Origin of the sequence: Undibacterium sp. CCC3.4 (assembly GCF_034347425.1) — a bacterium.
Taxonomy (GTDB): Bacteria; Pseudomonadota; Gammaproteobacteria; order Burkholderiales; family Burkholderiaceae_D; genus Undibacterium.
In genome coordinates, this window is record NZ_CP133779.1 from 37,041 (window position 1) to 60,707 (window position 23,667).

Sequence of the window (23,667 nt, forward strand, 5' to 3'; positions counted from 1 at the left end):
AAGTCCAGACAATTATCCAAAGAGTTTAAGATAGTGCCTGTTTCTGCCACAGCTGCGCGGCGCTGCCCCGTTATTCGCACTACATCACTACCGTGCTTTTCTTTTCTAGCTTTTTTGAATCAGGCAGTTCAGTACCAAATTTGTTTACGATCTTGGCACCGCCGCCCACGCCTGAGCCATACACGGTTTCCGGCGTTTGATAACCCAATGATTGATGTTTACGCTCAGCGTTGTAGAACATAAAATAGTTCGCCAAGCCGATCACCAATTCCGGCATACTTTCATGCTTTTTCAAATACACTTCTTCATATTTCACACTGCGCCATAAGCGCTCAACAAAAATATTATCCAGCGCCCGACCGCGACCGTCCATACTGATTTTGATGCCGTTTCTAAGCAGCAGCCCAGTAAAGGCCTGGCTGGTAAACTGCGCACCCTGATCGGTATTAAAAATCTCCGGCGTTCCATACCATTTTATGGCTTCTTCCAAGCAGTCCACGCAAAACCCCGCATCCATCGTGTTCGACAACCGCCAGGACAGCACCTTCCGGCTGTACCAGTCAACGATCGCCACCAGATAGACAAAACCCCGCGGCAGCCTGATGAATGTGATGTCTGTACTCCAGACCATATTTGGTCGAGTGACGTCGATACCTCTCAGTAAGTACGGGTAAATCTTGTTCTGCGGATGCGCTTTACTGGTGTTGGGGCCTGGGGCCATACCTGCCAATCCCAGTTGCTGCATCAGCCTCTGTACGCGCTTTCGGTTCACTGTATGGCCACAGTCTCGCAAGTAATGCGTCATGCGTCGCGTGCCGTAAAATGGATGTCTGGTGTATTCCTCGTCAAGCAATTGCAACAGCAAACTATCAAACGGATTGATCTCTTCCTGCAAGCGCTTTTTCTTGTCGTACACGACCGAGCGCGTGACTGAAACGAGACGGCATTGTGTGGCGATTGAAAGGGCAGAGAGCGGCTCTACCCACTGCAATCGTACCGTTACAGGCTGATCCCTGACTTTTTTTTAAGCCAATCGAGTTCCATATTCAGTTGCCCAATTTTGGCATAGAGACGGTCTGGGTCGTTCTGTGTGCTGGCCGGTTTCGGACCGCGTTTACCTTCAAACAGACTGCCTGCATTTTCCAGTAATTCTTTCTTCCACTGGCTGACCTGCGTCGGATGCACCCCGAACTCTTGGGCGATCTGATTGATCGTCTTTTCGCCTTTGATCGCCTCAACTGCCACCTTGGCTTTTTGTGCGCCGCTAAATATTTTTCTCTTATTTTCACTCATGGTCTGCCTCGTCTCTTTTCGACAGACACTAGTTTAAACTGTTGTCCGGATATGTGGATCCACTATAAGCATCGACAGTATGATCATCGGCATTTCGCAGTCGGCCGAAGCCTCACGCGTGAGTCTACGACAAATCAAGGAGTTAGAATTGGTATCGCGTCGTATCGACAAGATTGTCGACGCCATCACTACCGTTTCGATTCAAACCAATATGTTGGCGGTAAACGGCTCAATCGAAGCAGCGCGCGCCGGCGAATTCGGCAAGGGCTTCGTCGTCGTGGCAACCGACATCCGCAACCTGGCCCATGATTCGGCCGAAAACGCCGATCGCATCAAAGATCTGGTGAAATCGGTACAAGATCAAATTGGTATCGTCGGTCGCGATCTCAATGAAATTATGATCACTGCCGCCGCCGCCGCCGAAAAAGCCAAATCGGTCACCGCCAGTTTGATCGCCATCGAAACCGATATCGGTGCCGTCGATCAAGGTACCAGTGAAATTTTGGCCGCTGCCAATGAAATCGCCGCTGCCATCACGCAAATAAAAACCGGTGTAGACCAAATCGCAGCAGCAGCCCAGCAAGCAGATAAGGCAGCCAACAACGCTACCACTGTGGCACAGCAACAATCGCGAGGAAGCGAGCAACTTTCCGCCGCCGTTGAAGAAATCGCCTCGCTGGCCGACGAATTGCAAAGCGCTTAATTGTTTCGCATACCCTTATTTGGAGAGCACTATGACTAAGGATACGCTGGAGTATGGCGCCGAACTGTCACCGAACACGGATACCGGGGGAATAGAAAAAACCTCAGACATTCGCCAATTCGTCACCTTCATCGTCGGCGAAGAAGTATTTGCCGTCGATATGACGCCGGTACAGGAAATCATCCGCGTGCCGGAAGTGGTCAAAGTGCCGCTGGCACCGGCGACCCTGGACGGCTTGGCAAATTTACGCGGCAAAGTTTTGCCCATCATCAGTTTGCGCCGTATCTTCGGCTTCGCTGATCGGGCTTACGATGATGCCAGCCGCGCCGTAGTGATCGACCAAGGGCAGCCGCTCGGCTTCGTGGTCGATCGCGTGGTCAGCGTGGTCGGCGTCGATCTGCAGCATATCGAAGATACCGCGGCGATCAAAGCCAGCATCAATACCGAACTGGTATCGGGCTTACTCAAGGATGTCGGCGGTTATCCGATGATTATGGTGCTCGACTTTGCCAAACTGATCAGCAAAGAATTTGCCGGTGCCATGGCGCGTAGCAAGTCGGAACACGCTGCGACCGAGGCTCAGCATGCCTTGGCACGCGAGGCCCAGACTGAGGAAAAAACCAATGATGAACTGCACTTGGTTAATTTCGAAGTGGCTGGTCAAGAATATGCCATCGTGATCGATGATGTGCAGGAAATCGTTCAGGTACCTGAACTGATCATCCGTGTGCCGCACTCAAAAGCCCATGTCTTGGGCGTGATGACCTTACGAAATCGCCTGTTGCCGCTGGTCTCGCTGCGTTGTATGTTCAATCTGCCCGCCAAAACAGTCGATGAAAACAGCCGCATCGTCGTGGTCTCACTGGGTGCGGCCTCGGTTGGTCTGGTGATGGACAGCGTCAATGAAGTCTTGCGCGTGGCCCGCTGTGACGTCGATGTCATGCCCGCGCTGTTAGCCAAAGATTTGGCCGACATTTCACAAATTTGCCGCCTCGATGGCGGTAAGCGGCTGGTCTCCATCCTCTCGGTTGACCATATGTTTCGCCATGCCGTTGTCAAAGATGCCCTCACCAGTCTCGACACCATGAGTATGAATGATACCCCCAACAGTGCCAAATCCGATGCCCTTACTGCCGAGCGCGGCATCGACGACGACGAACAATTCGTCGTCTTTTTGCTAGGTAAAGAAGAGTTCGCCGTACCGATCGACAGCGTACAGCAAATCGTTCGCGTCGCCGAAACCCTGACCAAGGTACCGAAAGCGCCGCCGGAGGTAGAAGGTGTGGTGAACTTACGCGGTGCGGTATTACCGGTGATGGACTTACGTCGTCGTCTCGGGCTTGATCAAATCGAACGCAGCGATCGTCAGCGCATCATGGTGTTTCTGACTGCCGGTGTACGCACCGGTTTCATTGTCGACTCGGTAGTAGAAGTATTGAAAATTCACAAATCGACGATTGAAGCTGCACCCGATTTTTCTGGCGAACAATCGCTGCTGCTGGCACGCATGGCGAATCTGGAAAAACAAAAACGCATGATTCAATTAATCGATCCCCTGCATCTCATTGAGACAAGCCAGCTCGACGACCTGGCTGAAATCCGCATGGCCTGAACCACTTAAGACCACAAAAGATGATCAAATTGCTTATCGTAGACGACTCGGCACTGATGCGCCGTCAACTCGCCACCCTCTTCAACGACGAAGGCGGTTTCGAGGTACGACTGGCGCGCAATGGGAGTGAAGGCGTGCAGGAAAATCGGGACTTTCAGCCCGATGTCATCACGCTCGATATCAATATGCCGGAAATGGATGGTTTGACTGCCTTGTCTATCATGATGACAGAGCGTCCGGTAGCGGTGGTGATGTTTTCCTCCTTGACGGCAAAAGGTGCGCTGGCCACCTTTGAAGCACTCAACCTCGGTGCGGTCGATTACATCGTCAAACCGGGTGGCACGATTTCCCTGTCGATCGAGGATGTACGCGAACAAATCATCGCCAAGGTCAGGGTCGCCGCCAAGGCCAGACTGAAGTCAAGCAAAGCGCTGGCCAGTGCAGCACCGGCACCGCGCAGCGTCGCCAAAGCGGCACCGGCCAGAATGCCGGACAGCCGTTTATCACCGACATCTGAAGGGGTGGTCATCGTCGGCGTCTCGACCGGCGGGCCAAGTACTTTGGAACGAATATTACCGGACTTGTCGGCCGATTTTCCTTGGCCCATCTTGATTGCGCAACACATGCCGGCCAGTTTCACCCTGTCTTTTTCTCAGCGTATCAATGAGATGTGTGCGCTGCACGTGGTGGAAGTCAACCGGCCAATGAGCTTGGAAGCAGGTACCGTCTACATCGCCAAAGGTGGTGCCGATATGGTGTTGGTGCGGCGAGCAGGGAAACTGATGGTGATCGCGAAACCGGAAAGCAGCGCTTATTTATGGCACCCCTCGGTAGAAGTACTCGGACGTTCCGCGCTCGACCACCTGACGCCGAAACAAATTGTCGGCGTGATGCTGACCGGTATGGGTAACGATGGTGCCGAGGCTTTCACTGCGATAAAAAATCAGGGCGGTCGCACGATAGCCGAATCAGAAGAATCTTCGGTGGTGTTCGGCATGCCGGGCGAATTGATTAAGCGCGGCGGTGCCACCGTCACACTGCACGCAGAAAAAATCGCCAGCCAAATGACGGCTTGGCTGGCTTATTAAAATAAAGGAGATTTCCATGGCTCTCATTAAAACCACTGCCCCAGCCGAGCAGCCGCTGCAAGCCCGGATAGAAACTCGTGATTACCCAGGCTTGCTGCGGCAATTGGATGAGCACGACCCAGCCGTGCGCCGCTGGGCCGCGCGCGATTTACTCGGCTACCCGCAAGCCAGCGCCAGTCTGCTGGCACGCCTGCAAGTGGAAGCGGATCGTTCGGTACGTGAAATCATTTTCACCAGTCTGACACGGCTAGGCGATGCCGTCGCCGTCGCCGGCATGGTCGAGTGTTTGCGCAGCGATGATGCGCAAATGCGTAACGAAGCCATCGAAGCCATGAAAGAATTGCCCGATGCCGTGGCACCGATCATGAGCAGCCTGCTGAGTGACCCCGATTCCGACGTCCGTATCATGGCCGTTAATGTGCTCGAATCACTCTGCCATCCACAGGTAGAACAATGGCTCATCGATGTCATTGAAATTGATCCATTCGTCAATGTCTGCGGCACCGCCGTCGATTTGCTCGGTGAAGTAGGCACCGATGCAGCGCACGGTGCGCTGGAACGGCTCAAGCAGCGCTTTGCCGCCGAACCGTATATTCAGTTCGCCGCCGACCTCGCGCTCAAGCGCAGTGCGAAAGGCTGAACATCATGACAAAAATTATCATCAACGACGACGACTTTCAAAAGTTTCAAGAATTTTTTTACCGCAAAACCGGCATTCAATTCGAAGCATCGAAACGCTATTTTGTCGACAAACGCCTGATTGAAAGAATACTGGAATCAGGTAACGACAATTTTCGCAGCTACTTCACGATGTTGCGCTTCCAAACTTCGGGAGTGGAATTGCAGGCGCTGGTGAATGTCATGACCATTAACGAGACCTATTTTTTTCGCGAAGAGTACCAATTCAATTGCTTGGTCAATTCGATTCTGCCCGATGTGGTCGCCAATAAAAAAGACCGCAGCCCGATCCGCATCTGGGTGATTCCTTCGTCGTCGGGCGAGGAAGCGTACACGATCGCCATGTGTTTGCTCGAACGTTGGGGCGGAATTAACGACTGGGACATCGAAATCATTTCCTCCGACATCGACACGAAAATATTGACGCAGGCGAGGGCTGGTCTATATTCGGCCCGTTCGGTAAAACACGTGCCGCCGAAATACATGCAGAAATACTTTACTCAAACGCCCCTAGGCTACCAACTGTGTTCGGATTTACGCAATGCGGTGGAATTTACCCGCGTCAATTTGATGGATGCGGCCGATGTGCGCGGCTATCGCCACTTCGACATTATCTTCTGCCGTAATTTGTTGATTTATTTTGATGATCTCTCACGCAAGCAAGCGGCAGAAACTTTTTACGATGCGCTGCAGCCTGGTGGCTTCATTTGCCTCGGACATTCCGAATCGATGAGCCGAATTTCCTCGCTTTACAAACTGCGGAAATTTCCAGAAGCAATCGTCTATCAAAAACCTTGGGATGGAAAATGAAACATATTTTAATCGTCGATGATGCCGCCACCGTGCGCCTGTATCACCGTGGAATTTTAGAAGCGGCCGGCTACCAAGTGGATGAAGCGGTCAATGGTGTCGAAGCTTTGGAAAAAGCCCTGACGACCAGCTACGATCTGTATCTGGTTGACGTCAACATGCCTAAACTCGATGGCTATGCCTTCCTGCGCGAATTGCGCGGCAGCCCCTCGATCGTGCAGGCGCCGGCCGCGATGGTCTCAACCGAGGCCAAACAAAGTGATCAGTTGAAAGCCTATGAGGCTGGGGCTAACCTGTATATCATCAAACCGACTCGGCCCGAAGTTTTGCTAGGCCATGTGCGGCTGCTACTCGGTGAAAGCGGCACATGACACCCTTACTCCAACAATTTCTATCCGAGGCGCGCGATTTCTTGCAGGGCATAGGCGAGAAATTGATACAACTCGAAAAAGCGGCCAAGGACCCGCTGCTGATGAGCGAATTATTTCGCCTCGTGCATACTTTGAAGGGCAACTGCGGCCTGTTTGATTTTCCGGAAATGCAGCGGGTATTGCATGCCGCCGAAGACCTGATGGTGGTCGTGCGTGCCGGCGAACTGGCCTACGATCAGCACTGTGCCGACAGTTTGCTCGATGCCATGGATTTCATCAGCATTCTGCTCGATGAGATTGAACAAGAAACAAGCAACCCGGCTAGCCACGCTGCCACCTCAGTCAGCTTGGCGCAATCGCTGCGCGCGCTACTGCCGGCACAAACTGCCAATAACCAGCAACACACCGTCGATCTCGATTTCGATACCGCCCTGCCGCAGATTTCAACACTCGATATGCAAGCGGTACCAGAAGCTCTGCGCATGACTGCTTACCGCACACTGGTGTCACCGGCTGCGCTTGGCAGCGAGCCTGCGGCCGACGGTGTGCTTGAGCGCGCTTTGTTCTGGATCACTTATACCCCGGAAGCAGAATGCTTCTTCAAAGGTGAAGACCCGTTTTTCTTAGCGCGCCAAGTGCCGGCATTACAGTGGCAAAAAATTTCCGCGCGCGCCACCTGGACTGACTTGGCCGAGCTCGATGCCTACCAGTGCAATTTACGCATACAGCTGATCAGCGCCGCCTCGCGAAGCCAATTAGCCGAGCATTTTCGCTACGTACCGGAACAAATCAGCCTGTGCGCATTGACCCCGGCACTACTGATACTGCCGGTTGGCGAGCGTAACGGTGGCCCCGTGTATGAAGATTTTGTACTCGCCGCGCTGGCGCAACTGCAGGCGCGTGATCTGGCAGCGCTGAGTCGTTCTGCCAACTCCATGCTGGAACTCTCCTCGGCCGCGCTGTGTATGGCCTCGGCCTTGCGCTGGCTGTTGCTGGTGATCGAACTGGAACCGGAAAACCTCACCAGCATGGGCGATTTGCTGCAATCTCTGCGCGCGCCGAATGGTGAAATCTCGCATACCGTGCTGGCCACGCCAATACCGCTGCCAACCGCCCCGCTCGCGGAAGCGCCGGCCGATACAGCCGCGGCCATCGCCGCCGCCATCATCGCCGCCCAAGCCTTACTGCTGGGCTTGCCCGACCAAGTCACTTGGCTGCCAGGGCGTTTGATTTCCACCGCGACCACCCTCAAGCATTGTTTTTCCAGTTTGGGGCAGCACGCCTTGCTGGCCGAGATCGATGCAGCCTTAGCAGAAGCGCTGGCACAATCGACGTCCAGCCCTTTGCGTGACTGGTTGAGCGCGCATCAAGACCTGGCTGCCGCGCCGCGCCGCGCCGGCAGCAGCGACACCAGCGACACCAAAACCACGCCCTGCGCCATTGCGGCTACAGCGAACAGCAGCACCGCAAGCGGCGACGGCGAACTCAAATTCGGCCGGCGCGCCGAAGACGGCAGTGCGCGCACTCTGAAAGTCGATCAAGAAAAAATTGATCGCCTGATGAATTTGATCGGCGAAATGGTAGTCGCTAAAAATGCCTTGCCGTATTTAGCCTCGCGCGCTGAAACGGTATTTGGCGTGCGCGATCTGGCGCGCGAAATCAAAGCACAATATGCCGTCATCAACCGCATTGCCGAAGAAATGCAGGGCACCATCATGCAAGTGCGGATGTTGCCGGTCTCATTTGTGTTTCAACGCTTTCCACGACTGGTGCGCGATATTTCGCGCAAGCTCGGCAAAGAAATCAGTTTGCTACTCGAAGGCGAAGATACCGAAGCCGATAAAAACATCATTGAAGCCTTGGCCGACCCGCTGATTCACATCATTCGCAACAGCCTCGACCACGGCTTTGAAACCCCGGAAGCACGCCGTCAATTGGGCAAGCCGGCGCAAGGACGCTTATTGATCAGCGCCTCACAAGAAGCCGGGCGGGTCATCATCGATATCAGCGACGATGGCAAAGGTATCGATCCGCTGATCATCAAAACCAAAGCTTTCGAAAAAGGCTTGATCGACGAAGCGCGCTTTGATCGCATCTCCGATCACGAAGCCATCAATCTGATTTTCGCCGCCGGCTTTTCCACCGCCGAAGTGGTGTCCGATTTGTCCGGCCGTGGGGTTGGCATGGATGTGGTGCGCACTGCCGTCGAACAAGTCAACGGCAGCGTGACACTGTCGAGTCAAGTCGGACAAGGTACGCAGCTGCGCTTATCGCTGCCACTCTCGATTGCCGTCACCAATGTGATGATCATCGAATCGAATCAACAAATTTTCGGCATTCCCATGGAGATGGTGGTTGAAACCGTGCGCATTCCGCGTGCTGCCATTCACACTATCAAAGCCAGCCAAACCGCCATCTTACGCGGCCGCTTGGTACCACTGTGTTCACTCAATGAACTGCTGGCCAGCGACGCGCCGCAAATTGCCAACGAAAGCGATGAATTGGCCACCCTCGTGATCCGTCTACGCGGTGAACACATCGGTATTCTGATCGATGATTTTCGCGGCGTCGTCGATATCATCCTCAAGCCGATGGGCGGCATACTCGGCAGCCTGAGCAGCTACAGCGGTTCGGCCTTGCTCGGGGACGGTTCGGTATTGATGGTACTGAATTTGAAGGAGATGCTGTAATGCCTATCACCTATAGCAAAAGCTGCGCACGCTTGATCGACATCGTGACGGTCGAAGACGCTGAAGAATTATTGCAATGGGTGCAGCAGCACCCTAAGGGAAAAATCGACCTCGCGGCTTGCGTGCACTTGCACGCCGCAGTGTTACAAGTACTCATGGCGGCACGCCTGCCCTTGGCAGCCTGGCCTGACGACGCCGAGTTAAGCATCTGGCTGCAGCACTCACTCAACAATTGAACAAGGAAAAATGATGGCTAAAACAATCATGATCATCGACGATTCCATCACCATGCTGATGAGTTTGAAAAACAGCTTGGAAATTTTCGGCTTCTCGGTGTTGACCGCCAGTGATGGTGCACTGGCCTTGGAATCATTGCAAAGCGGTAAGCGGCCCGACTTGATCATCACCGATATCAACATGCCCAATATGGGCGGCATAGAATTCATCGGCAAAGCCCGTGCCCTGCCCGGTTTTCGTTTCATCCCCATCTTGGCCTTGACCACAGAAAGCCAGCAAAGCAAGCGCGATGAAGCGAAACAGCTGGGCGCGACCGGATGGTTGGTAAAACCGGTCAGCGGCACCGACTTACAAAAAATTATTAAGCAGGTTTTGCCAGGAGCATGACCATGAGTTTTTTTACAGCGGCGTTTCAGCCCTCGGCCTGCTGGCACGCAAGCGTCAAAAAAATACAGGCCTTCGAGCCTAAGCAATTGCGGATAATGGCCGCATTGTTGCTAGCGCTGCTACTGCGGCTGCTACCGGCCAGCTATCTGGCGGCACCCGATCGTCTGTTGGGCCGTCCGGGTGACTGCATACTATTTCTATTTTTCTGCATGCTGCTGGTCATCGTCGCGCTTCACCGCGCGCACAACCAAGCGGAACATTTGCCGACGCAAGCACTGCCCGATCCAGCCATCGCCGCATCGGTCGCCAACGTGCTCGACCGCCATCTGCAGCTCGATGGCGAGATCGACAACAAGCTCATGGAGGTGGTCGCCGATACCGAAACTTCGGCGCTGGAAATCATCCACAATGTGCGTCAACTGTACGATACTGCCAGCACCTTGGTCAATTATTTGGATCACTCGAATATGAAAGGCAGCAGCTTGGAAAAGGAAATCGTTTCCAGCGTGGCCTTCATTGTCGAAATCGGTTCTTTCGTCGAACAAATGCCGGCCAAGATCGCGCGTGATTTAGAGAATGTGCAAAACGTCGCCACCGAAATCAAGGCCATGAGCGGCTTGGTGCAGGCCGTGCACGATATCAGCATGCAGTCACATTTATTGGCAGTCAATGCCGCCATCGAAGCCAGCCGAGCCGGCGCTGCCGGTGCTGCATTTCGCGCTGTGGCCAATGAAATGCGGATACTGGCAACGAACTCAGAAGACGTCGCCAAAAAAATTCATGGCGGCTTAAGTCGTGCTCGCCATGTGCTTGAGCATGGTATCGCTTCGAGCATCGCTTCCTCTGCACAAGAACTCGAGCAAGTGGGCCATGCAGTCGAATCGATCAGAAAAATTCAAGATAATTTTGAAGACATCAGCCAATACTATAAAACTCGTTTTCTGGTCGTCACTAAGCACAATGTCGATTTAGCCAAGAGCATCGGTGATGCCTTGGGAACGATTCAATATCAAGACGTCGTGCGGCAATGTGTCGACCGCATCCGTCACGTTATCGGCCAACGCAATCATTTTCTTAAAACCACAGTCGGCCAGCTCAATGTCGATAAGCAACCTGCCACCTTGTTGGAATTGCCGGACTTATTGGAAATGATACGCCTCGACTATCTCGAAGAAGAAAACAAACATAAGCATTCGGCGCGACATGCGCTCAGCACTGAGTTAAAAATAGAATTATTTTAATGCTCGTTTTGTTTTGAAACGGGTCCTATCTGGCCGCTTCCGGCACCATCACGTTTTGCTGCACTTACTTTCAAGGATGTCACCATGAGTATTCATCATTTAGTCGCCCTCGACCGCTTACTCTCGAGAGAACGTACACAAATCCATGAGAATTGGGTGTCTGAAATCTTGACCAGTTGGTCTACGCTGCATCCCAATACCTTCGATGTCGTCGAAATGCGCCAGCACACCTCGCACTTGCTGGAAGAAATCGCCAAAATTTTTTCTGCCTATCCGGGCGTGGGCTTATGGGAATTCGGCCAGACTCACCCCTTGGTCAGAATCATGAGCGAGTTCAGCGCCAGCCGCGCCATCGCCGGCTTCACGCCGACCGAGACGGCGCAATATGTAATGTGCTTGAAAAGCGTGCTGATCTTGGCACTGATACGCGAGTTGATCGAATCACCAACCGAAATGGAACTCAATCTGGCAGCCGTCGAAGACGTCATCGGCCGTCTCACCTTAGTCACTTTTTCCGCCTTCGTCGAAACCCGCGAGCGTATCATTCTGCAGCAAAGCGCTTCCTTAGTGGAACTCTCGACACCGGTGATACGACTATGGGATCAAGTCTTGCTCCTGCCGCTGGTCGGGGTGATTGATACCGCGCGGGCGCGTAAATTCACCGGTAACTTACTCGAAGCCATCACCCGCTATGAAGCCAGTGTCACCGTCATCGACGTTACCGGCGTACCGGTGTTCGATATCGCCGTAGCGCGCCATTTGATGCGCACCGTCGATGCCGCGCAATTGCTCGGCACCCGCGTCGTCATGACCGGGCTTAATCCGGAAGGGGCGTTGACCTTGACCAAGCTCGGTATCACCCTGCCACAAGTCATCACCCGCGCCACCTTACGCTCAGGCGTTGCGGAAGCCTTGGCACTGATCGGTCGCCGCATCGTCACCGTCGCTTCGAGCCCATCATGAGGATCGCTATTCCACGTCTGGGTCGCATTCTTCTGGTCGCTATTCAACAAGATTTGAGCGACGATGAAGCCTTGGAATTCCAATCCAACCTGCTGAGCACGATTGCCGAAATCGAAGCATTGGGCGTGGTGGTCGATATTTCTGCCCTCGATGTCGTCGATTCTTTCATGGCCCGCGTCATCAACGATACCGCCAGCATGGCGCGACTGTTGGGTGCCGAAGTCATCGTCTGTGGTATCCAACCCTTCGTCGCACTGACCTTAGTTGAAATGGGCCGTGGTTTGCTCGGGGCCGACTGTACCTTCAATCTCGAACAAGGATTGAAATCTCTGCAGCGACGTATCGCATCACGCGGTGACTACACCTTGGCCGAGGAAACAAATGAGCTCATTATCTGATCCTTGCGCTGTGGTGCAAGTACGCGAAACCAAAGATATCGTGCTGGCCCGGCGGCTGGCACGCGAGCTCGCCGCCAGCCTCAGTTTTGGCAAAGCCGATCAAACCCGACTGGCTACTGCCGTATCGGAACTGACTCGTAACGTCATCGAATATGCCGGCCACGGTGAGTGTCAAATTTTCGATAGCTCCGACAGCACCTTCAAATGCGTCAAGGTGATCGTCGAAGATCATGGCCCGGGTATTGCCGATATTGAAGCGGCCATGCAGGATGGTTTCAGCACAGGGGGAAGTTTGGGGGCCGGCTTGCCGGGAACCCGGCGTCTGATCGACAGTTTTAAAATCGAGTCGCAACCGGGCATGACACGCATCACCATCACGCTCGCTATGCGCAAAACCTTATGATTAATTCTTGCATCATCCTTGCCATTCACTCGGCTAGCGATGCCGATGAAGCCGTGCGCAGTGCCCGGCAGTTCGCCGTCGCACTTGGGTTTTCTACTCAGGCGAGCTACCAAATTGCTACTGCCGCGGCAGAATTAGTCAGCAATCTGCTTGAGCATGCTCATGGTGGTAGCTTGGAAATTCGCCTGCTTGCGCCCCGCCCCGGCCTACAACTCGTGGCCAGTGACAGCGGGCCGGGCATCGCCGATATCGCGCTGGCCATGCAAGATGGTTACAGCAGTAAGCACGGTCTCGGCTGCGGCTTGCCTGCGGTAAAGCGTTTGATGGATGAGATGACAATCGAGAGCCAACCGGGGAAAGGCAGCAAGATATGGACATGCAAATGGCTCTAGCCTGTGACAATATCGGCTATGTCACACGACCGTATCCAGGTGAATCGCTGTGCGGCGATCTCGGCCAGTTCTGGAATTTACCGGACCGGCGCGTGATCGCTATAGCCGATGGCCTCGGCCATGGCCCGGGTGCGCACCACGCGGCGCAAACGGCAATGCGCTGTATTGAGAATCATCTGCATAAAGATTGTCTCGATATTTTTGCCATCTGCAATGAAAAGCTCATCTCAACCCGCGGCTGCGTACTTGCCATTGCCATCATTGACTTACACACCCAGCAAATGAGCCTGGGTTCGGTGGGCAATATACGTACTTTGCTGGTAACCGAAGAGCGGCAATTTCATTTCAGCGCCAGCCGCGGCATCGTCGGTGCCGGCCCGGTATCTTTAAGCCCTATGCAAGTTTCGCTGCTGCCGGGCGACCGCTTATTGATGTTTTCAGATGGTGTCAATGAAGCGGCGCACCTGCCTCAAGAACTGTTACTGCAAAAACCGACAGCGCAGTATTTGGCTGACGAAGTCTTAGCGCGCTGGGGCGATGAGCGCGACGATGCCAGCGTGCTGGTGTATCGCCATACGCAGTCTTAACCGGCCAAGGACCATGAATAATCGCTACGAAACCTACTACGCCCTGCTCGCGCAAGCAGTCTTTTTTCCGGATCCGGAAGAAGCGCTGTGCGCTGCCGCAGAGCTTGGCAAACGCTTCCTCAAAGAAGGGATCTTACCGGAAGACTATATCGACATCCATCAGTCTGCCTTATTACGTCTGGCGCAAGAAAATCCGGAACTGCGATTCATTGATGTGGTGGAACGCCTGATGGCACCACTCATGGAAGTCTCCATGGCCTACAGTCTGGCGTTTCGTATGGAGCTCGAGCATAAGGAAGAGACCCGCGGCCAGCAAGCCCAAGCGAGTCGCTTGGAATCGATCGGCACCATGGCCGCCGGGATCGCGCATGATTTCAACACCATACTCGGCATCATCAACGGCTATGCCGAAATGTTAAGCGACCTGTTTCCCGCTGCCAGCGCTGTCGATGGCAATACCGATGGCCAAGACTATACCGTGCAAATCATCGACGCCACCGCGCGCGCGCGCGATTTGATTGCGCGGATTCTAGCCTTCGCCCGCCAAGCCCCAGTCGACGCGGTCTTAGTCGATGCGGTTGATTTGATCAAAAGCCTGCTCAAATTGCTCAAGGTGAGTCTGCCGCCAGGTGTGCAGATCAGTTTCAGCACTGACTTCAGCGCAGCATACGTGCTGGCCGCACCATGCCAAATCGAACAAATCGTGATGAACCTGTGTATCAATGCCGCCGATGCCATGGACAACAAAGGCCGGCTTGATATCGCGATCAAACAAGCACCACTGCTGATCAAAACCGACGGTTCATCGCTCGATCGCGTGTGCATCGTCGTCGATGACAATGGCTGCGGCATGTCACCGGAAATACAACAACGCGCCTTCGATCCCTTCTTCACCACCAAAGAACCGGGCAAAGGCAGCGGGCTCGGGCTATCCGTCATTTATGGCATCGTCACCGATTTATGCGGAGAAATACAGATACACAGCGAACTCGGCATGGGCACCAGTTTCAACGTTCTGTTACCTCTCAAGAGCGCGCGCGCAGAAGTCAGCAGTCTCGCATGACCTATTCATTCAACAACGAGGACCTATCATGGTACAGATTTTAGTGATCGAAGACGATATCCAGTTTTCACATATGCTGGAAAAAATGTTGCAGCAAGATGGCCATCAAATTGTCACGGCCAGCGATGGTGCCGAGGCGCTGAAGCTGCTACCGACGATCAAGCCAGACCTGATCCTGACCGACATCCTCATGCCCCACTTGGATGGGGTCGAAACCATCATGCAATTAGCGCAACAAGGCAGTGAAGTACCGATCATCGCCATGTCGGGCGGGCGACGTTCCATCAGCGCGGCATTCAATCTTGATTCGGCCAAACTGCTGGGTGTCAAAGCCGTGCTGGCGAAACCATTTTCGCGCGCCGATTTACGCTTGGCCATCGCCGAGAGCCTGGCGTGAAGCAGGCCCAAACGCTGTCTGTCATCGCGATCTGCAACCGCAAAGGCGGTGCCGGCAAAACCACGGCCGCGGTTAACCTCGCGGCCGAAATGGCGGCCGCTGGCTGGCGTGTGTTATTGGTCGACTTGGATTCACAAGGCCACTGCGCGCTGGGCTTAGGCATCGCCGTGCCGGCCGAGGCCGTCACCGCCCATAGTATTTTTTTAGATGATGCGGCTCGTTTGATCGATGCCGTCATCGACAGCCGCTGGCCCAATCTATCCTTGGCACCGGCGAATCAATTATTTGAGCATGGTAGCGGTCGGCGCGATCAACTGTGTTTGGCACGCGCATTCAACGACGCCGCCATCCGTGAGCGCTTCGACCTGGTGATCGTCGACACCCCACCATCGCTGGATTTCCTGCTCCTCAACGCCCTGTGTGCTGCCAATTGGGTGTTGGTACCGTATCTGCCGCATCCCTTGTCGTTCGAAGGCATCCGTCAATTAATGCGTATCCTGTTTCAAGTCATGTCCGCCCACAACCCGCAGTTAAAGATACTCGGCTTCTTACCCATGACGGCAGCCCAGCATATTCTGGAGCATCGTCGCATCAACAAGGATATCGCGCATCAATTCGGCGCGCATCGGGTGTTAGCTGGAATTCGTAATGACATACGCTTGGCCGAATCTTTCGGTGCTGGCCAGCCGCTGCGCTACTATGCCGGCAGCACACGTGCAGCGCAGGATTTTCGCAATCTGGCCGAGAGTTTAAGCGCGTTTTTTGCAGCCAATCTCGGCGCAGCTCGTTACACCAACTGCCCCAGCAAATGATGATCAATCGCATAGCGGGTTAAACCAGCGATACTGGTGATGCCCATTTTTTGGAACAAGCGTAATTTATGCGTACTGATCGTTTTAGAACTCAGGGATAAGCTGTGGGCGATGCCAGTCACACTTTTTCCACCGATGAGCAGTTGAAAAATTTGATATTCGCGGTCGGTCAAGCGGTCATGCGGCAAGCGTTCATCGAGTCCGAGATCAAACACCATGGCATCGACCAAGCTGGGATCGATATATCTTCCGCCACAGGCAATTTTCTTCACGGCACCGATCAATTGCTCAGGATTCGTTCCCTTCATGGCATAGCCGGCCGCACCCGCTTTGAAGGCTCGACTGACAATCTGGCACTCGTCATGCATGCTGAAAATCAGTATCGAAGGCGCGCGTAACTCTTGTTTGACGCGTTTGATGAGATCGATGCCACTTAAGCCAGGCATAGTCATATCCAAAATCAGCACGTCGCATTGCACCTGTGGTAAAAGCGCCAACAAAGTTTGGGCATTCTCCGCTTCACCGACGACGGCGAGGTCCGGTGCCAGCGCAAGAATTCTTTGTAAGCCCTGACGTATCACTTTGTGATCGTCTGCCAACACAACTTTGATCATAGTAGCCTTTGTGGGGAATGGCGCGCAGCAGATTGAACTGGCAGTTCTTTCTGATTAGGTGTGAGCGTGGCGCAGGCGACATGAGGTGCGGCAACTCCAGTGTACTTCTTGCATTACAGCAATGCCGTTTTGTTTCAGCTTTCAGCAGGGATTTGATATTTCTTTACACTTTCTGCACAGAATCACGCAGCATGATGCGATCAGAAAAAATCAACTATACCGGTTTGTCTGTGACGATGGGGCAACAAAACTGCCGAACCGCTCACATCCTGATTTTGAATTGCCAGTTGCTGAACAATGAAAATGCACACAGACTTGAGCACTCACCGCGCTGGTCTTGAGCCTGCGTCTGGCGCGTGCCCACACCACGCTCATGCGCCGCATCAATTTGATTTTATAAATAAGCACTTCCCACCATGGAAGGAACGTTTTCACGCGCTACCGGTCTACTCAACTCTCGACTGGCATCAGCTAGACCATGACATTGTTCAAAAAAAAATCCACCGCAATCGCACTCGGCGTGTTTCTCCTCGCTGCTGCCGGCACCGGCTATTATTTGCAAACAAAACCGGCGGCACCGGAACCCTTGCGCTTTCGTCTTGCCCCAGTCGAGCGCGGTGACATCACGCAAATGGTCACGGCCAGCGGCACCATCAATCCGCTGGCCTTGATCAATATCGGTTCACAAGTTTCGGGAACCGTCACTGAACTACGCGCAGATTTTAACGATCAGGTGAAAAAAGGCGCGGTCTTGCTCAAGCTTGATCCAACTATTTTTAATGCACAAGTGCATCAAGCCCAAGCACAGTTGGCTTCGGCGCGCGCCTCGCTACAATTGGCACAAGCGAGCCATGCGCGTAATCAAAGCTTAGTAGCGCAAAGCTTTATTTCCACGCTGGCCTTAGACCAATCAAAACGCGAAGTCGATGTCGCCGAAGCCAATGTGCAACTTGCCTTGGCGCAATTTGCGCGTGCCCAAGCCGACCTCGATAACAGCGTAATTCGCTCGCCGATTGATGGCGTCATCATCAAACGCTCGGTCGATCTGGGGCAAACCGTGGCCGCCTCATTTACTACCCCGACCCTGTTCCAGATCGCCCAAGATTTGACCAAGATGCAAATCCACACCAATGTTTCCGAAGCCGATGTCGGCGCACTCCAAACCGGGCAAGCCGCACGCTTTGTGGTCGATGCCTATCCGGATAAGGAATTCGATGCACGCATGCATCAGTTCCGTTTGGCCGCGAATGTCCTCGATAATGTCGTCACCTACAATGTGGTGCTGGATGTCGACAATCACGATGAATTGCTCAAACCCGGCATGACGGCACAGGTGAGTTTGATCGTCGGTCAGCACCGGAATGTCTTGCGCATACCGACGGCCGCTTTACGTTTTCACTTAAGCGACGAGGAAGAACAAAAACGCTCCATGCGCTCAGGCAAGGCCAACGCTGGCAAAACCACCGACACGGCACCCGACGATGACGCCAGCATGCCGAAGAAAAACAAGTTGACGCGGGTATTTAAAATTTACACTCTCGACGCCGACAAGCAGCCGCTGCCAATCGACATTGCAATCGGTTTGTCGAATTTTCGCTATACCGAAGTGCTGAGCAAGAATCTGAAGGTAGGCGATCAAGTCATCGTCCGCGCACTCAAGGACCAAGCCGCGGGTGATCTGTGACTACAGCGCCATGGTTGATTGATATTCGTCATATTTCGAAAAGCTATCAATCGGCCGACCTCGTCACCCAAGTGCTGTTCGAGCTGGACTTGGCCGTCAAGCGCGGTGAATTTCTCGCCGTGATGGGACAATCGGGGTCCGGCAAATCGACCTTGATGAATATACTCGGCTGCCTCGATCAAGCCGATACCGGCCATTATTTTCTTGATGGTGTCGATACCCTGACGCTGTCGCGTACGCAACTGGCTGCGGTACGCAACCGTACACTGGGCTTTGTATTTCAAAGTTTCAACCTGATCAAGCGTATGAGTGTGATCGACAATGTCGCTCTGCCGCTGATCTATGCCGGCGTATCGCGCCAAGCCGCCCACAGCAAGGCGCGACAGGAACTCGAACGAGTGGGACTGAAAGAATTCGCAGCGCGCACGCCCAATCAATTATCCGGCGGGCAGCAGCAAAGAGTGGCGATCGCGCGCGCACTGGTCGGTGATCCCCCGCTGATTTTAGCCGATGAACCGACCGGTAACCTCGACACGCAAACCAGCATCGATATCATGCGCTCGTTTCAAAAGCTCAACGTTGAACGTGGCATCACCATGGTCTTGGTCACGCACGAAGCCGATGTGGCTGCTTATAGTCAGCGCTTGATACGACTCAAAGATGGCCGCATTATTTATGATGGTGGCAGTGCGGAGGGTTTGCAGCAAATGGCGCAAGGCCAGATATTTGCCGAAGGACAAGGTGGCGCATAATGAACTATTTACAAATCCTCGCCGAGGCCTTCCGTTCCATGAATGGCAACCGCCTGCGTAGTTTGCTCACGATGTTGGGCATCGTCATCGGCATCATCTCGGTGGTATTACTGTTGGCCGTCGGCGATAGCATGAAACGCTTCATTGCCAAAGAATTGGCACAGCTCGGTACCAATATGTTGTTCATTTCACCCGGTGGAGATCGGGCGCAACTACAGCGCATGCAAAGTGGAAAAACGGCGGCCTTGACGCGTCAGGATGCCGATGCCCTCACGCAATTGCCTTCACTGGCCGGTGCCGCAGCTGTGCTACAGGGCAGTTTTCACCTTACCGTTGGCAACGAAACCGCTACCCAAACCGTGCATGGCGTCAGCGCCGAGATGTTCGCCCTGCGCGGCTGGAAAATCGACAAGGGCAGCAGTTTCAGTCCGGCAGAAGTGCGCGCTTCGGCCCGCACCGTGGTGATCGGCCATAAGATCGCCGACCAATTTTTTTATAAACTCGATCCCTTGGGAAAGTGGATACGCATCGACAATGTCGCCTTCCAAATCGTCGGCGTTTTGGCTGGCGAAGGTAAGCAGGTTGACGGCGGCGATCTCAGCCAGTATGTGATCGCCCCGATTACCGCCGTGGCCGCCAATTTAGTGCGCACGCCCTTCCCCAATAATGTTCATTACATTATTGCGCAGGGAAAATCCGGCAGCAATCTGGCCGATGGCATAGACGATATCAGCGAATTGCTGCGCGACCGGCACCACATCAAATTCGAGCAGCCCGATGATTTTCGTATCGACAATCTGGCGTCGTTCGCACAAACGGCCCGGAAGATCAGCGCCGGCATCGCCTCGCTACTGGCCCTTATCGGGGCAATTTCTCTGCTCGTCGGTGGCATAGGCATCATGAATATCATGCTGGTGTCGGTGACTGAACGAACCCGTGAAATCGGCATCCGTATGGCCATTGGTGCCAAACCACGCGATATCTTGCTGCAATTTTTGACCGAAGCGGTGGTGATCTGCTTAGTTGGCGGTGTGCTCGGCATTCTGCTGGCCGGCGCGGCTGCACTCGTCATTACCGCGAACAGTCAATTCGAGATCCGCATCAGCTTGCAAGCCGTCATGGTGGCCTGTAGCTTTGCCAGCTTGGTCGGAATATTTTTCGGGTTTTACCCGGCGCGACGCGCATCGCGCTTATTGCCGGTCGCTTGCCTGCGCTATGAATGAGTATGCGCGGCACGCGCAACCAGGGCGTGCTCGCAAAGTTTGAAACCGAGGTAGGCCAGCACCGCCAGCAATGAAGTCAGACACAGCTCAATAAATTGCCTCAAGCCACCATCCAACAAGGCTTCCACACCATAATTGAGCAAATAGCTGGTATTGGACGAGACATACTTAACCAGATCGAGCGAGAGCAAGCCAAACACTAAAAACAGCAAGACCATCAGAAAATAGGTGGCGACGTAATGCCGCACCAGCCAGTTGAACAATGGTGTTGGTTGACCTGCGCTCATTCGCATTCTCCTGTGCCGACTCGCGCCAGCGTCATTGGGGTTTATTAGTTGTTAAACGGCTGCTGCACACAATACATCGACCTACACAAAAAATACCGGCCGCTACAGCACTGAAATCTTACTCCTGAAGCAAGATGTCAGCGCTCGATCAGCACTCAAACCGCCGGGATATTCAAGGGTGCGTACGCCACCGCTGGTAATAAAGGGTCCGGTTGTACCGATGGCAAATTCCGGCGCGCGCTCAGCGAAGCATGCGCTTGCAAGCCTATGCTGTTGGGAAATTGTCGTGCTTCGACATGCGATGCCGGCATCAAGGTATAGGGTGGCAAGCGCCATGGTTGATGCGCGCTACCAGCGACATCGGCCTTGATGTGCTGAGGTGGCGCGCCAAAGCGCAGGCCGACCACTGCCTCAAGCTGTTGCTTCATCCATAGCAATGCACCATCCGACAAGCCACTCTCAGAACCGGGCGGATACCCGCCGCCGACGTCGGAATGCGAGCCGGGAAACAGCACTTGGCTGATACCTTGACGTGGGTTCCACAAGGTTGGCGTGAAGTCGGTGCGTTGCTCATCGACTGCAATGGCATGAAAACCGTGCGCGACGCGCGCAGAAAAATCGCAATCAGTAAAACGAAACGCATCGATCCGCCGATCTTCTCCATCGTAGAGTGGCACCCCCATCGCGCCGACCGTATCCCACACAGCGACACACTGAATCGGCACCGCGCCGATCAACTGCTGTGGCGACGGTGTTTGGGTAAAGAAATCGGGCATGTCATACATGCATTCTTCTAATCTTGTGAGCAAACCGAGTTTGCCTTGCGCTGCTTTTTTCCGGTGTGCATGCCAGACCGCGCAGCCGAGGCGATAAGCATGTTCCTTATCATTGAGATCGATCTTGCCAGCGTCAAGCAAGCCTTGGTCGAGAATCATGGCTGCCAGCGCGCGCGCAGTGTAAGCACCGCGGCTGAAACCATTGATGACGATACGGTCTCCCGGCTGGTAATGACGCGAAATAAACGTATAGCCACGGATAATCCGCGTAACCAAGCCGGCACCGAAAGTCCCACCGAGAAACTTGACCAGCCAATTATCATCGTAACCGACACCATCGAGATATTTGGCAAGCTGCAGTGGATGACCCGCGACATCGAGCAGCACGCGCTCCGCTTCACCCGCGTAAGAAAACGGCTGAGTATCAGCGCTATCGACTCCATCTAGCCAACAGTACAACTTGAGTACATTACTCGGCGCCGACTTGACCGACGCATCATCGATATCCTTGCCCGGGCCATTCCAGGTGCCATCGGCACAAAATACGATTGTTTTCAGCATGCGCTACGCTCCATGTTTTATTTGTTGACATCGTTCGACTGGCGAACCTTCACGAACAGTACACACAGATTTTTTTTTGAGCAAGGCAGACGGTCTGAACAAGACAAAAATTCATACTCCACGCAACACATAGCCAGGATGTAACCTCTTGTTACGGTAACGATACTTCACCTCCTTAGCTCGAACAATTACAGTGAGTGTCTGGAAATACCAACGCAGAGAGAAACCGAATGAACATCAAACTCACTTACGTCAATCGCGCAGACATGGCGAGCCAAGATGTGCCGACCTTGTTGATCTTCCAAAAGCAAAACGCCGGCGACCAAGACAGCGCCTTGGTATGGAAAGTCATTCGTCATTGTCGGCATACGCATTTTCACCCCATGGTATTTTCTACCGACCGCCAGCTCAGCCTCGGCGATGATTTCGGTAACTATTCAGCGCTCATTCCGGTAGCCAATGGCAAAGAATTTAAAGTCGCACTCAGCGGCAGCAAACCACAGTTGCACGCCGTGAGCAGTAGCGACACCCCGGCCGGCGTGAGCATGCTCAACCACATGAGCGCCAACAGTTTCAAGGCTTGCCTGTTCGTGCAAGGCCAATTATTAGCCATGCGACCAGCGGTCACGCCCGGCGCAGAAGATGAATTTCTACTCGAAAATACCCTCTGGGCCGTGATCGACCATCGCGACCCCAGCAGCGAAGCCGTTGGCCCGCGTTGGCCCGGGAAAAAACGTCCGATACGGCCCGGCGATCCGGTATCCATTGCCCTACTCGACAGCGCCATCCCGATTCCCTTGGCCGGCGTTGCCAGTGCCAATCTTATTTTGTATGGCAGCCCGGCGAATCTGACACTCAAATTGGAAAATATTGTTTTGGTGTAAAGCTTGTCGTTTCATTGTAGTCGCAGCAAACCCAACGCGTTTTGCGTTGTTCCCCCACCCCTAAAAGGAACTTTCATGAGTGCTATTAAACTGACCTTTCGTAATAATTCGCAAGACGTTAAAAATACCGATGTCGTCATGTTCCAAAAAAATACCGGTGCCTCCGTCAATGACGATGTGATCGCTTGGAAAGTCATCAAAAACTGTGGCGTAGGCGATTTCAATCCTTTCGATTACCCAATGACGCAGCAAGTCAGCGTCGTCGATGCATGGGGCAACTATTCGCCACTGCAAGATGCCAACAATGGCGATGTCTTCAGCGTCACCAATGCCAACGGTAAAACCGGCACGATCCTGAGTAAAACCCGCGAAACCGGTGACTTGAACATGATCACGGTGCGCAACGACCTCACCACCGGTTCCATCGACATCGTCGTCTACAAGGATGACCGTCAGATCGCGCAAAAAACCGGCGTTTCTCCTGGTGACGAATCGGTCTTCGAACTCTTGCCAAAACTGTTCATCGGTACTTGCAGCGATATCGAAGAAAGCGATGTCATGGATTCGGATACGGTACAAAGCTGCCTGACTCAGCTTGATCTCTTGGGCCTCAAAACTGCCGATATTAAAATGACCGGCGGCGGCACAGGGACTACCGCAACCGCTTTCGTGTTTGCGTTGGATAAACAGAAATTCAACTGATAGACGGACTATCCGGCGCAGCGGATTTGCTGCGCCGTTTACATAGAAATCAGTGTTGC

General features: G+C 53.7%; 26 protein-coding genes and 2 pseudogenes. 24 read left to right on the forward strand and 4 right to left on the reverse strand.

Features of this window, described 5'->3' with window-relative positions:
• Positions 1-79: 79 nt before the first annotated feature.
• Positions 80-1,293, reverse strand: a protein-coding gene (locus RHM61_RS00200; RefSeq protein WP_322248433.1) for an IS3 family transposase whose coding sequence is annotated in 2 segments (ribosomal slippage) — positions 80-1,017 and positions 1,017-1,293 — 1,215 coding nt in all. Because the reading frame shifts where the segments join, the coding sequence is not laid out codon by codon here.
• 79 nt (positions 1,294-1,372) lie between these two features.
• Here RHM61_RS00200 and RHM61_RS00205 point away from each other — a divergent pair.
• From RHM61_RS00205 to RHM61_RS00290, 18 genes are all read left to right on the forward strand, one after another.
• The gene (locus RHM61_RS00205; RefSeq protein ID WP_322249136.1) at positions 1,373-1,996 is read left to right on the forward strand and encodes a methyl-accepting chemotaxis protein; all 624 of its coding nucleotides are present in this window, start codon (positions 1,373-1,375) and stop codon (positions 1,994-1,996) included.
• Positions 1,997-2,027: 31 nt separating this feature from the next.
• A complete protein-coding gene (locus RHM61_RS00210; RefSeq protein ID WP_322249137.1) occupies positions 2,028-3,608 on the forward strand; it encodes a chemotaxis protein CheW in 1,581 nt (526 codons plus the stop codon).
• A gap of 20 nt (positions 3,609-3,628) precedes the next feature.
• Positions 3,629-4,696, forward strand: a complete 1,068-nt coding sequence (gene cheB / locus RHM61_RS00215) for a chemotaxis-specific protein-glutamate methyltransferase CheB (RefSeq protein ID WP_322249138.1) — start codon at positions 3,629-3,631, stop codon at positions 4,694-4,696.
• A 16-nt stretch (positions 4,697-4,712) separates the two neighbouring features.
• Positions 4,713-5,336: a HEAT repeat domain-containing protein gene (locus tag RHM61_RS00220; protein WP_322249139.1), complete on the forward strand. Its 624-nt coding sequence runs from the start codon at positions 4,713-4,715 to the stop codon at positions 5,334-5,336.
• 5 nt (positions 5,337-5,341) lie between these two features.
• Positions 5,342-6,184, forward strand: a complete 843-nt coding sequence (locus RHM61_RS00225; protein ID WP_322249140.1) for a protein-glutamate O-methyltransferase CheR — start codon at positions 5,342-5,344, stop codon at positions 6,182-6,184.
• On the forward strand, positions 6,181-6,555 hold the full coding sequence (locus RHM61_RS00230) for a response regulator (RefSeq protein WP_322249141.1): 375 nt from the start codon (positions 6,181-6,183) through the stop codon (positions 6,553-6,555). The genes RHM61_RS00225 and RHM61_RS00230 overlap by 4 nt, the downstream gene beginning before the upstream one ends.
• Complete coding sequence (locus tag RHM61_RS00235; protein ID WP_322249142.1) at positions 6,552-9,245, forward strand: chemotaxis protein CheA; 2,694 nt, start codon at positions 6,552-6,554, stop codon at positions 9,243-9,245. The genes RHM61_RS00230 and RHM61_RS00235 overlap by 4 nt, the downstream gene beginning before the upstream one ends.
• Positions 9,245-9,481: a hypothetical protein gene (locus RHM61_RS00240; protein WP_322249143.1), complete on the forward strand. Its 237-nt coding sequence runs from the start codon at positions 9,245-9,247 to the stop codon at positions 9,479-9,481. Before RHM61_RS00235 ends, RHM61_RS00240 begins: the two co-directional genes overlap by 1 nt.
• A 13-nt stretch (positions 9,482-9,494) precedes the next feature.
• Positions 9,495-9,869: a response regulator gene (locus tag RHM61_RS00245; RefSeq protein ID WP_322249144.1), complete on the forward strand. Its 375-nt coding sequence runs from the start codon at positions 9,495-9,497 to the stop codon at positions 9,867-9,869.
• A 2-nt stretch (positions 9,870-9,871) separates the two neighbouring features.
• Positions 9,872-11,110: a methyl-accepting chemotaxis protein gene (locus RHM61_RS00250; protein WP_322249145.1), complete on the forward strand. Its 1,239-nt coding sequence runs from the start codon at positions 9,872-9,874 to the stop codon at positions 11,108-11,110.
• Positions 11,111-11,194: 84 nt separating this feature from the next.
• The gene (locus tag RHM61_RS00255; RefSeq protein ID WP_322249146.1) at positions 11,195-12,073 is read left to right on the forward strand and encodes an STAS domain-containing protein; all 879 of its coding nucleotides are present in this window, start codon (positions 11,195-11,197) and stop codon (positions 12,071-12,073) included.
• Entirely contained in the window at positions 12,070-12,471 is a 402-nt protein-coding gene (locus RHM61_RS00260; protein ID WP_322249147.1) for an STAS domain-containing protein, read from the forward strand. The genes RHM61_RS00255 and RHM61_RS00260 overlap by 4 nt, the downstream gene beginning before the upstream one ends.
• Entirely contained in the window at positions 12,455-12,874 is a 420-nt protein-coding gene (locus RHM61_RS00265; protein WP_322249148.1) for an anti-sigma regulatory factor, read from the forward strand. Before RHM61_RS00260 ends, RHM61_RS00265 begins: the two co-directional genes overlap by 17 nt.
• Positions 12,871-13,266: an anti-sigma regulatory factor gene (locus RHM61_RS00270; protein WP_322249149.1), complete on the forward strand. Its 396-nt coding sequence runs from the start codon at positions 12,871-12,873 to the stop codon at positions 13,264-13,266. The genes RHM61_RS00265 and RHM61_RS00270 overlap by 4 nt, the downstream gene beginning before the upstream one ends.
• Positions 13,251-13,853 carry a SpoIIE family protein phosphatase gene (locus RHM61_RS00275; RefSeq protein WP_322249150.1) on the forward strand — a complete coding sequence of 201 codons (603 nt, stop codon included), beginning with the start codon at positions 13,251-13,253 and terminating at the stop codon, positions 13,851-13,853. The genes RHM61_RS00270 and RHM61_RS00275 overlap by 16 nt, the downstream gene beginning before the upstream one ends.
• Before the next feature lie 13 nt (positions 13,854-13,866).
• A complete protein-coding gene (locus RHM61_RS00280) occupies positions 13,867-14,916 on the forward strand; it encodes a sensor histidine kinase (RefSeq protein ID WP_322249151.1) in 1,050 nt (349 codons plus the stop codon).
• Positions 14,917-14,944: 28 nt separating this feature from the next.
• The gene (locus tag RHM61_RS00285) at positions 14,945-15,313 is read left to right on the forward strand and encodes a response regulator (protein WP_322249152.1); all 369 of its coding nucleotides are present in this window, start codon (positions 14,945-14,947) and stop codon (positions 15,311-15,313) included.
• The gene (locus RHM61_RS00290; protein ID WP_322249153.1) at positions 15,310-16,125 is read left to right on the forward strand and encodes a ParA family protein; all 816 of its coding nucleotides are present in this window, start codon (positions 15,310-15,312) and stop codon (positions 16,123-16,125) included. Before RHM61_RS00285 ends, RHM61_RS00290 begins: the two co-directional genes overlap by 4 nt.
• Here the strand turns inward: RHM61_RS00290 and RHM61_RS00295 are convergent.
• Positions 16,101-16,739 (reverse strand): response regulator transcription factor, encoded by a 639-nt coding sequence (locus RHM61_RS00295; RefSeq protein ID WP_322249154.1) that lies wholly within the window; start codon positions 16,737-16,739, stop codon positions 16,101-16,103. The genes RHM61_RS00290 and RHM61_RS00295 overlap by 25 nt on opposite strands.
• A 478-nt stretch (positions 16,740-17,217) precedes the next feature.
• Between RHM61_RS00295 and RHM61_RS00300 the strand changes: the two genes are divergently transcribed.
• From RHM61_RS00300 to RHM61_RS20225, 4 genes and pseudogenes are all read left to right on the forward strand, one after another.
• Positions 17,218-18,423, forward strand: a complete 1,206-nt coding sequence (locus RHM61_RS00300) for an efflux RND transporter periplasmic adaptor subunit (RefSeq protein WP_322249155.1) — start codon at positions 17,218-17,220, stop codon at positions 18,421-18,423.
• Positions 18,420-19,175, forward strand: coding sequence for an ABC transporter ATP-binding protein (locus tag RHM61_RS00305; RefSeq protein WP_322249156.1), 756 nt, complete (start codon positions 18,420-18,422; stop codon positions 19,173-19,175). The genes RHM61_RS00300 and RHM61_RS00305 overlap by 4 nt, the downstream gene beginning before the upstream one ends.
• 71 nt (positions 19,176-19,246) lie before the next feature.
• A pseudogene (locus RHM61_RS20220) lies at positions 19,247-19,849 on the forward strand (ABC transporter permease); the annotation flags it as partial.
• Between the two features lie 174 nt (positions 19,850-20,023).
• Positions 20,024-20,398 (forward strand): annotated as a pseudogene (locus tag RHM61_RS20225) (ABC transporter permease); the annotation flags it as partial.
• Here the strand turns inward: RHM61_RS20225 and RHM61_RS00315 are convergent.
• A complete protein-coding gene (locus tag RHM61_RS00315; protein ID WP_322249158.1) occupies positions 20,389-20,685 on the reverse strand; it encodes a hypothetical protein in 297 nt (98 codons plus the stop codon). The pseudogene RHM61_RS20225 and the gene RHM61_RS00315 sit on opposite strands and share 10 nt — an antisense overlap.
• A 155-nt stretch (positions 20,686-20,840) precedes the next feature.
• Positions 20,841-22,022: a DUF2235 domain-containing protein gene (locus RHM61_RS00320; RefSeq protein WP_322249159.1), complete on the reverse strand. Its 1,182-nt coding sequence runs from the start codon at positions 22,020-22,022 to the stop codon at positions 20,841-20,843.
• A 230-nt stretch (positions 22,023-22,252) separates the two neighbouring features.
• Between RHM61_RS00320 and RHM61_RS00325 the strand changes: the two genes are divergently transcribed.
• Together RHM61_RS00325 and RHM61_RS00330 are read left to right on the forward strand one after the other, a co-directional pair.
• Positions 22,253-22,906: a hypothetical protein gene (locus RHM61_RS00325; RefSeq protein ID WP_322249160.1), complete on the forward strand. Its 654-nt coding sequence runs from the start codon at positions 22,253-22,255 to the stop codon at positions 22,904-22,906.
• Between the two features lie 75 nt (positions 22,907-22,981).
• Positions 22,982-23,608, forward strand: a complete 627-nt coding sequence (locus RHM61_RS00330; RefSeq protein WP_322249161.1) for a hypothetical protein — start codon at positions 22,982-22,984, stop codon at positions 23,606-23,608.
• Positions 23,609-23,667: the final 59 nt, after the last annotated feature.

What these genes read in the sequence shown, in the direction of transcription:
- cheB (WP_322249138.1), top strand. Translation starts at nt 3,629, where the DNA reads ATGATCAAATTGCTTATCGTAGACGACTCGGCACTGATGCGCCGTCAA.
- RHM61_RS00285 (WP_322249152.1), top strand. Translation starts at nt 14,945, where the DNA reads ATGGTACAGATTTTAGTGATCGAAGACGATATCCAGTTTTCACATATG.
- RHM61_RS00210 (WP_322249137.1), top strand. Translation starts at nt 2,028, where the DNA reads ATGACTAAGGATACGCTGGAGTATGGCGCCGAACTGTCACCGAACACG.
- RHM61_RS00245 (WP_322249144.1), top strand. Translation starts at nt 9,495, where the DNA reads ATGGCTAAAACAATCATGATCATCGACGATTCCATCACCATGCTGATG.
- RHM61_RS00325 (WP_322249160.1), top strand. Translation starts at nt 22,253, where the DNA reads ATGAACATCAAACTCACTTACGTCAATCGCGCAGACATGGCGAGCCAA.
- RHM61_RS00235 (WP_322249142.1), top strand. Translation starts at nt 6,552, where the DNA reads ATGACACCCTTACTCCAACAATTTCTATCCGAGGCGCGCGATTTCTTG.
- RHM61_RS00275 (WP_322249150.1), top strand. Translation starts at nt 13,251, where the DNA reads ATGCAAATGGCTCTAGCCTGTGACAATATCGGCTATGTCACACGACCG.
- RHM61_RS00265 (WP_322249148.1), top strand. Translation starts at nt 12,455, where the DNA reads ATGAGCTCATTATCTGATCCTTGCGCTGTGGTGCAAGTACGCGAAACC.
- RHM61_RS00225 (WP_322249140.1), top strand. Translation starts at nt 5,342, where the DNA reads ATGACAAAAATTATCATCAACGACGACGACTTTCAAAAGTTTCAAGAA.
- RHM61_RS00330 (WP_322249161.1), top strand. Translation starts at nt 22,982, where the DNA reads ATGAGTGCTATTAAACTGACCTTTCGTAATAATTCGCAAGACGTTAAA.
- RHM61_RS00315 (WP_322249158.1), bottom strand. Translation starts at nt 20,685, where the DNA reads ATGAGCGCAGGTCAACCAACACCATTGTTCAACTGGCTGGTGCGGCAT.
- RHM61_RS00240 (WP_322249143.1), top strand. Translation starts at nt 9,245, where the DNA reads ATGCCTATCACCTATAGCAAAAGCTGCGCACGCTTGATCGACATCGTG.
- RHM61_RS00250 (WP_322249145.1), top strand. Translation starts at nt 9,872, where the DNA reads ATGAGTTTTTTTACAGCGGCGTTTCAGCCCTCGGCCTGCTGGCACGCA.
- RHM61_RS00270 (WP_322249149.1), top strand. Translation starts at nt 12,871, where the DNA reads ATGATTAATTCTTGCATCATCCTTGCCATTCACTCGGCTAGCGATGCC.
- RHM61_RS00220 (WP_322249139.1), top strand. Translation starts at nt 4,713, where the DNA reads ATGGCTCTCATTAAAACCACTGCCCCAGCCGAGCAGCCGCTGCAAGCC.
- RHM61_RS00260 (WP_322249147.1), top strand. Translation starts at nt 12,070, where the DNA reads ATGAGGATCGCTATTCCACGTCTGGGTCGCATTCTTCTGGTCGCTATT.
- RHM61_RS00205 (WP_322249136.1), top strand. Translation starts at nt 1,373, where the DNA reads ATGATCATCGGCATTTCGCAGTCGGCCGAAGCCTCACGCGTGAGTCTA.
- RHM61_RS00295 (WP_322249154.1), bottom strand. Translation starts at nt 16,739, where the DNA reads ATGATCAAAGTTGTGTTGGCAGACGATCACAAAGTGATACGTCAGGGC.
- RHM61_RS00280 (WP_322249151.1), top strand. Translation starts at nt 13,867, where the DNA reads ATGAATAATCGCTACGAAACCTACTACGCCCTGCTCGCGCAAGCAGTC.
- RHM61_RS00300 (WP_322249155.1), top strand. Translation starts at nt 17,218, where the DNA reads ATGACATTGTTCAAAAAAAAATCCACCGCAATCGCACTCGGCGTGTTT.
- RHM61_RS00230 (WP_322249141.1), top strand. Translation starts at nt 6,181, where the DNA reads ATGAAACATATTTTAATCGTCGATGATGCCGCCACCGTGCGCCTGTAT.
- RHM61_RS00255 (WP_322249146.1), top strand. Translation starts at nt 11,195, where the DNA reads ATGAGTATTCATCATTTAGTCGCCCTCGACCGCTTACTCTCGAGAGAA.
- RHM61_RS00320 (WP_322249159.1), bottom strand. Translation starts at nt 22,022, where the DNA reads ATGCTGAAAACAATCGTATTTTGTGCCGATGGCACCTGGAATGGCCCG.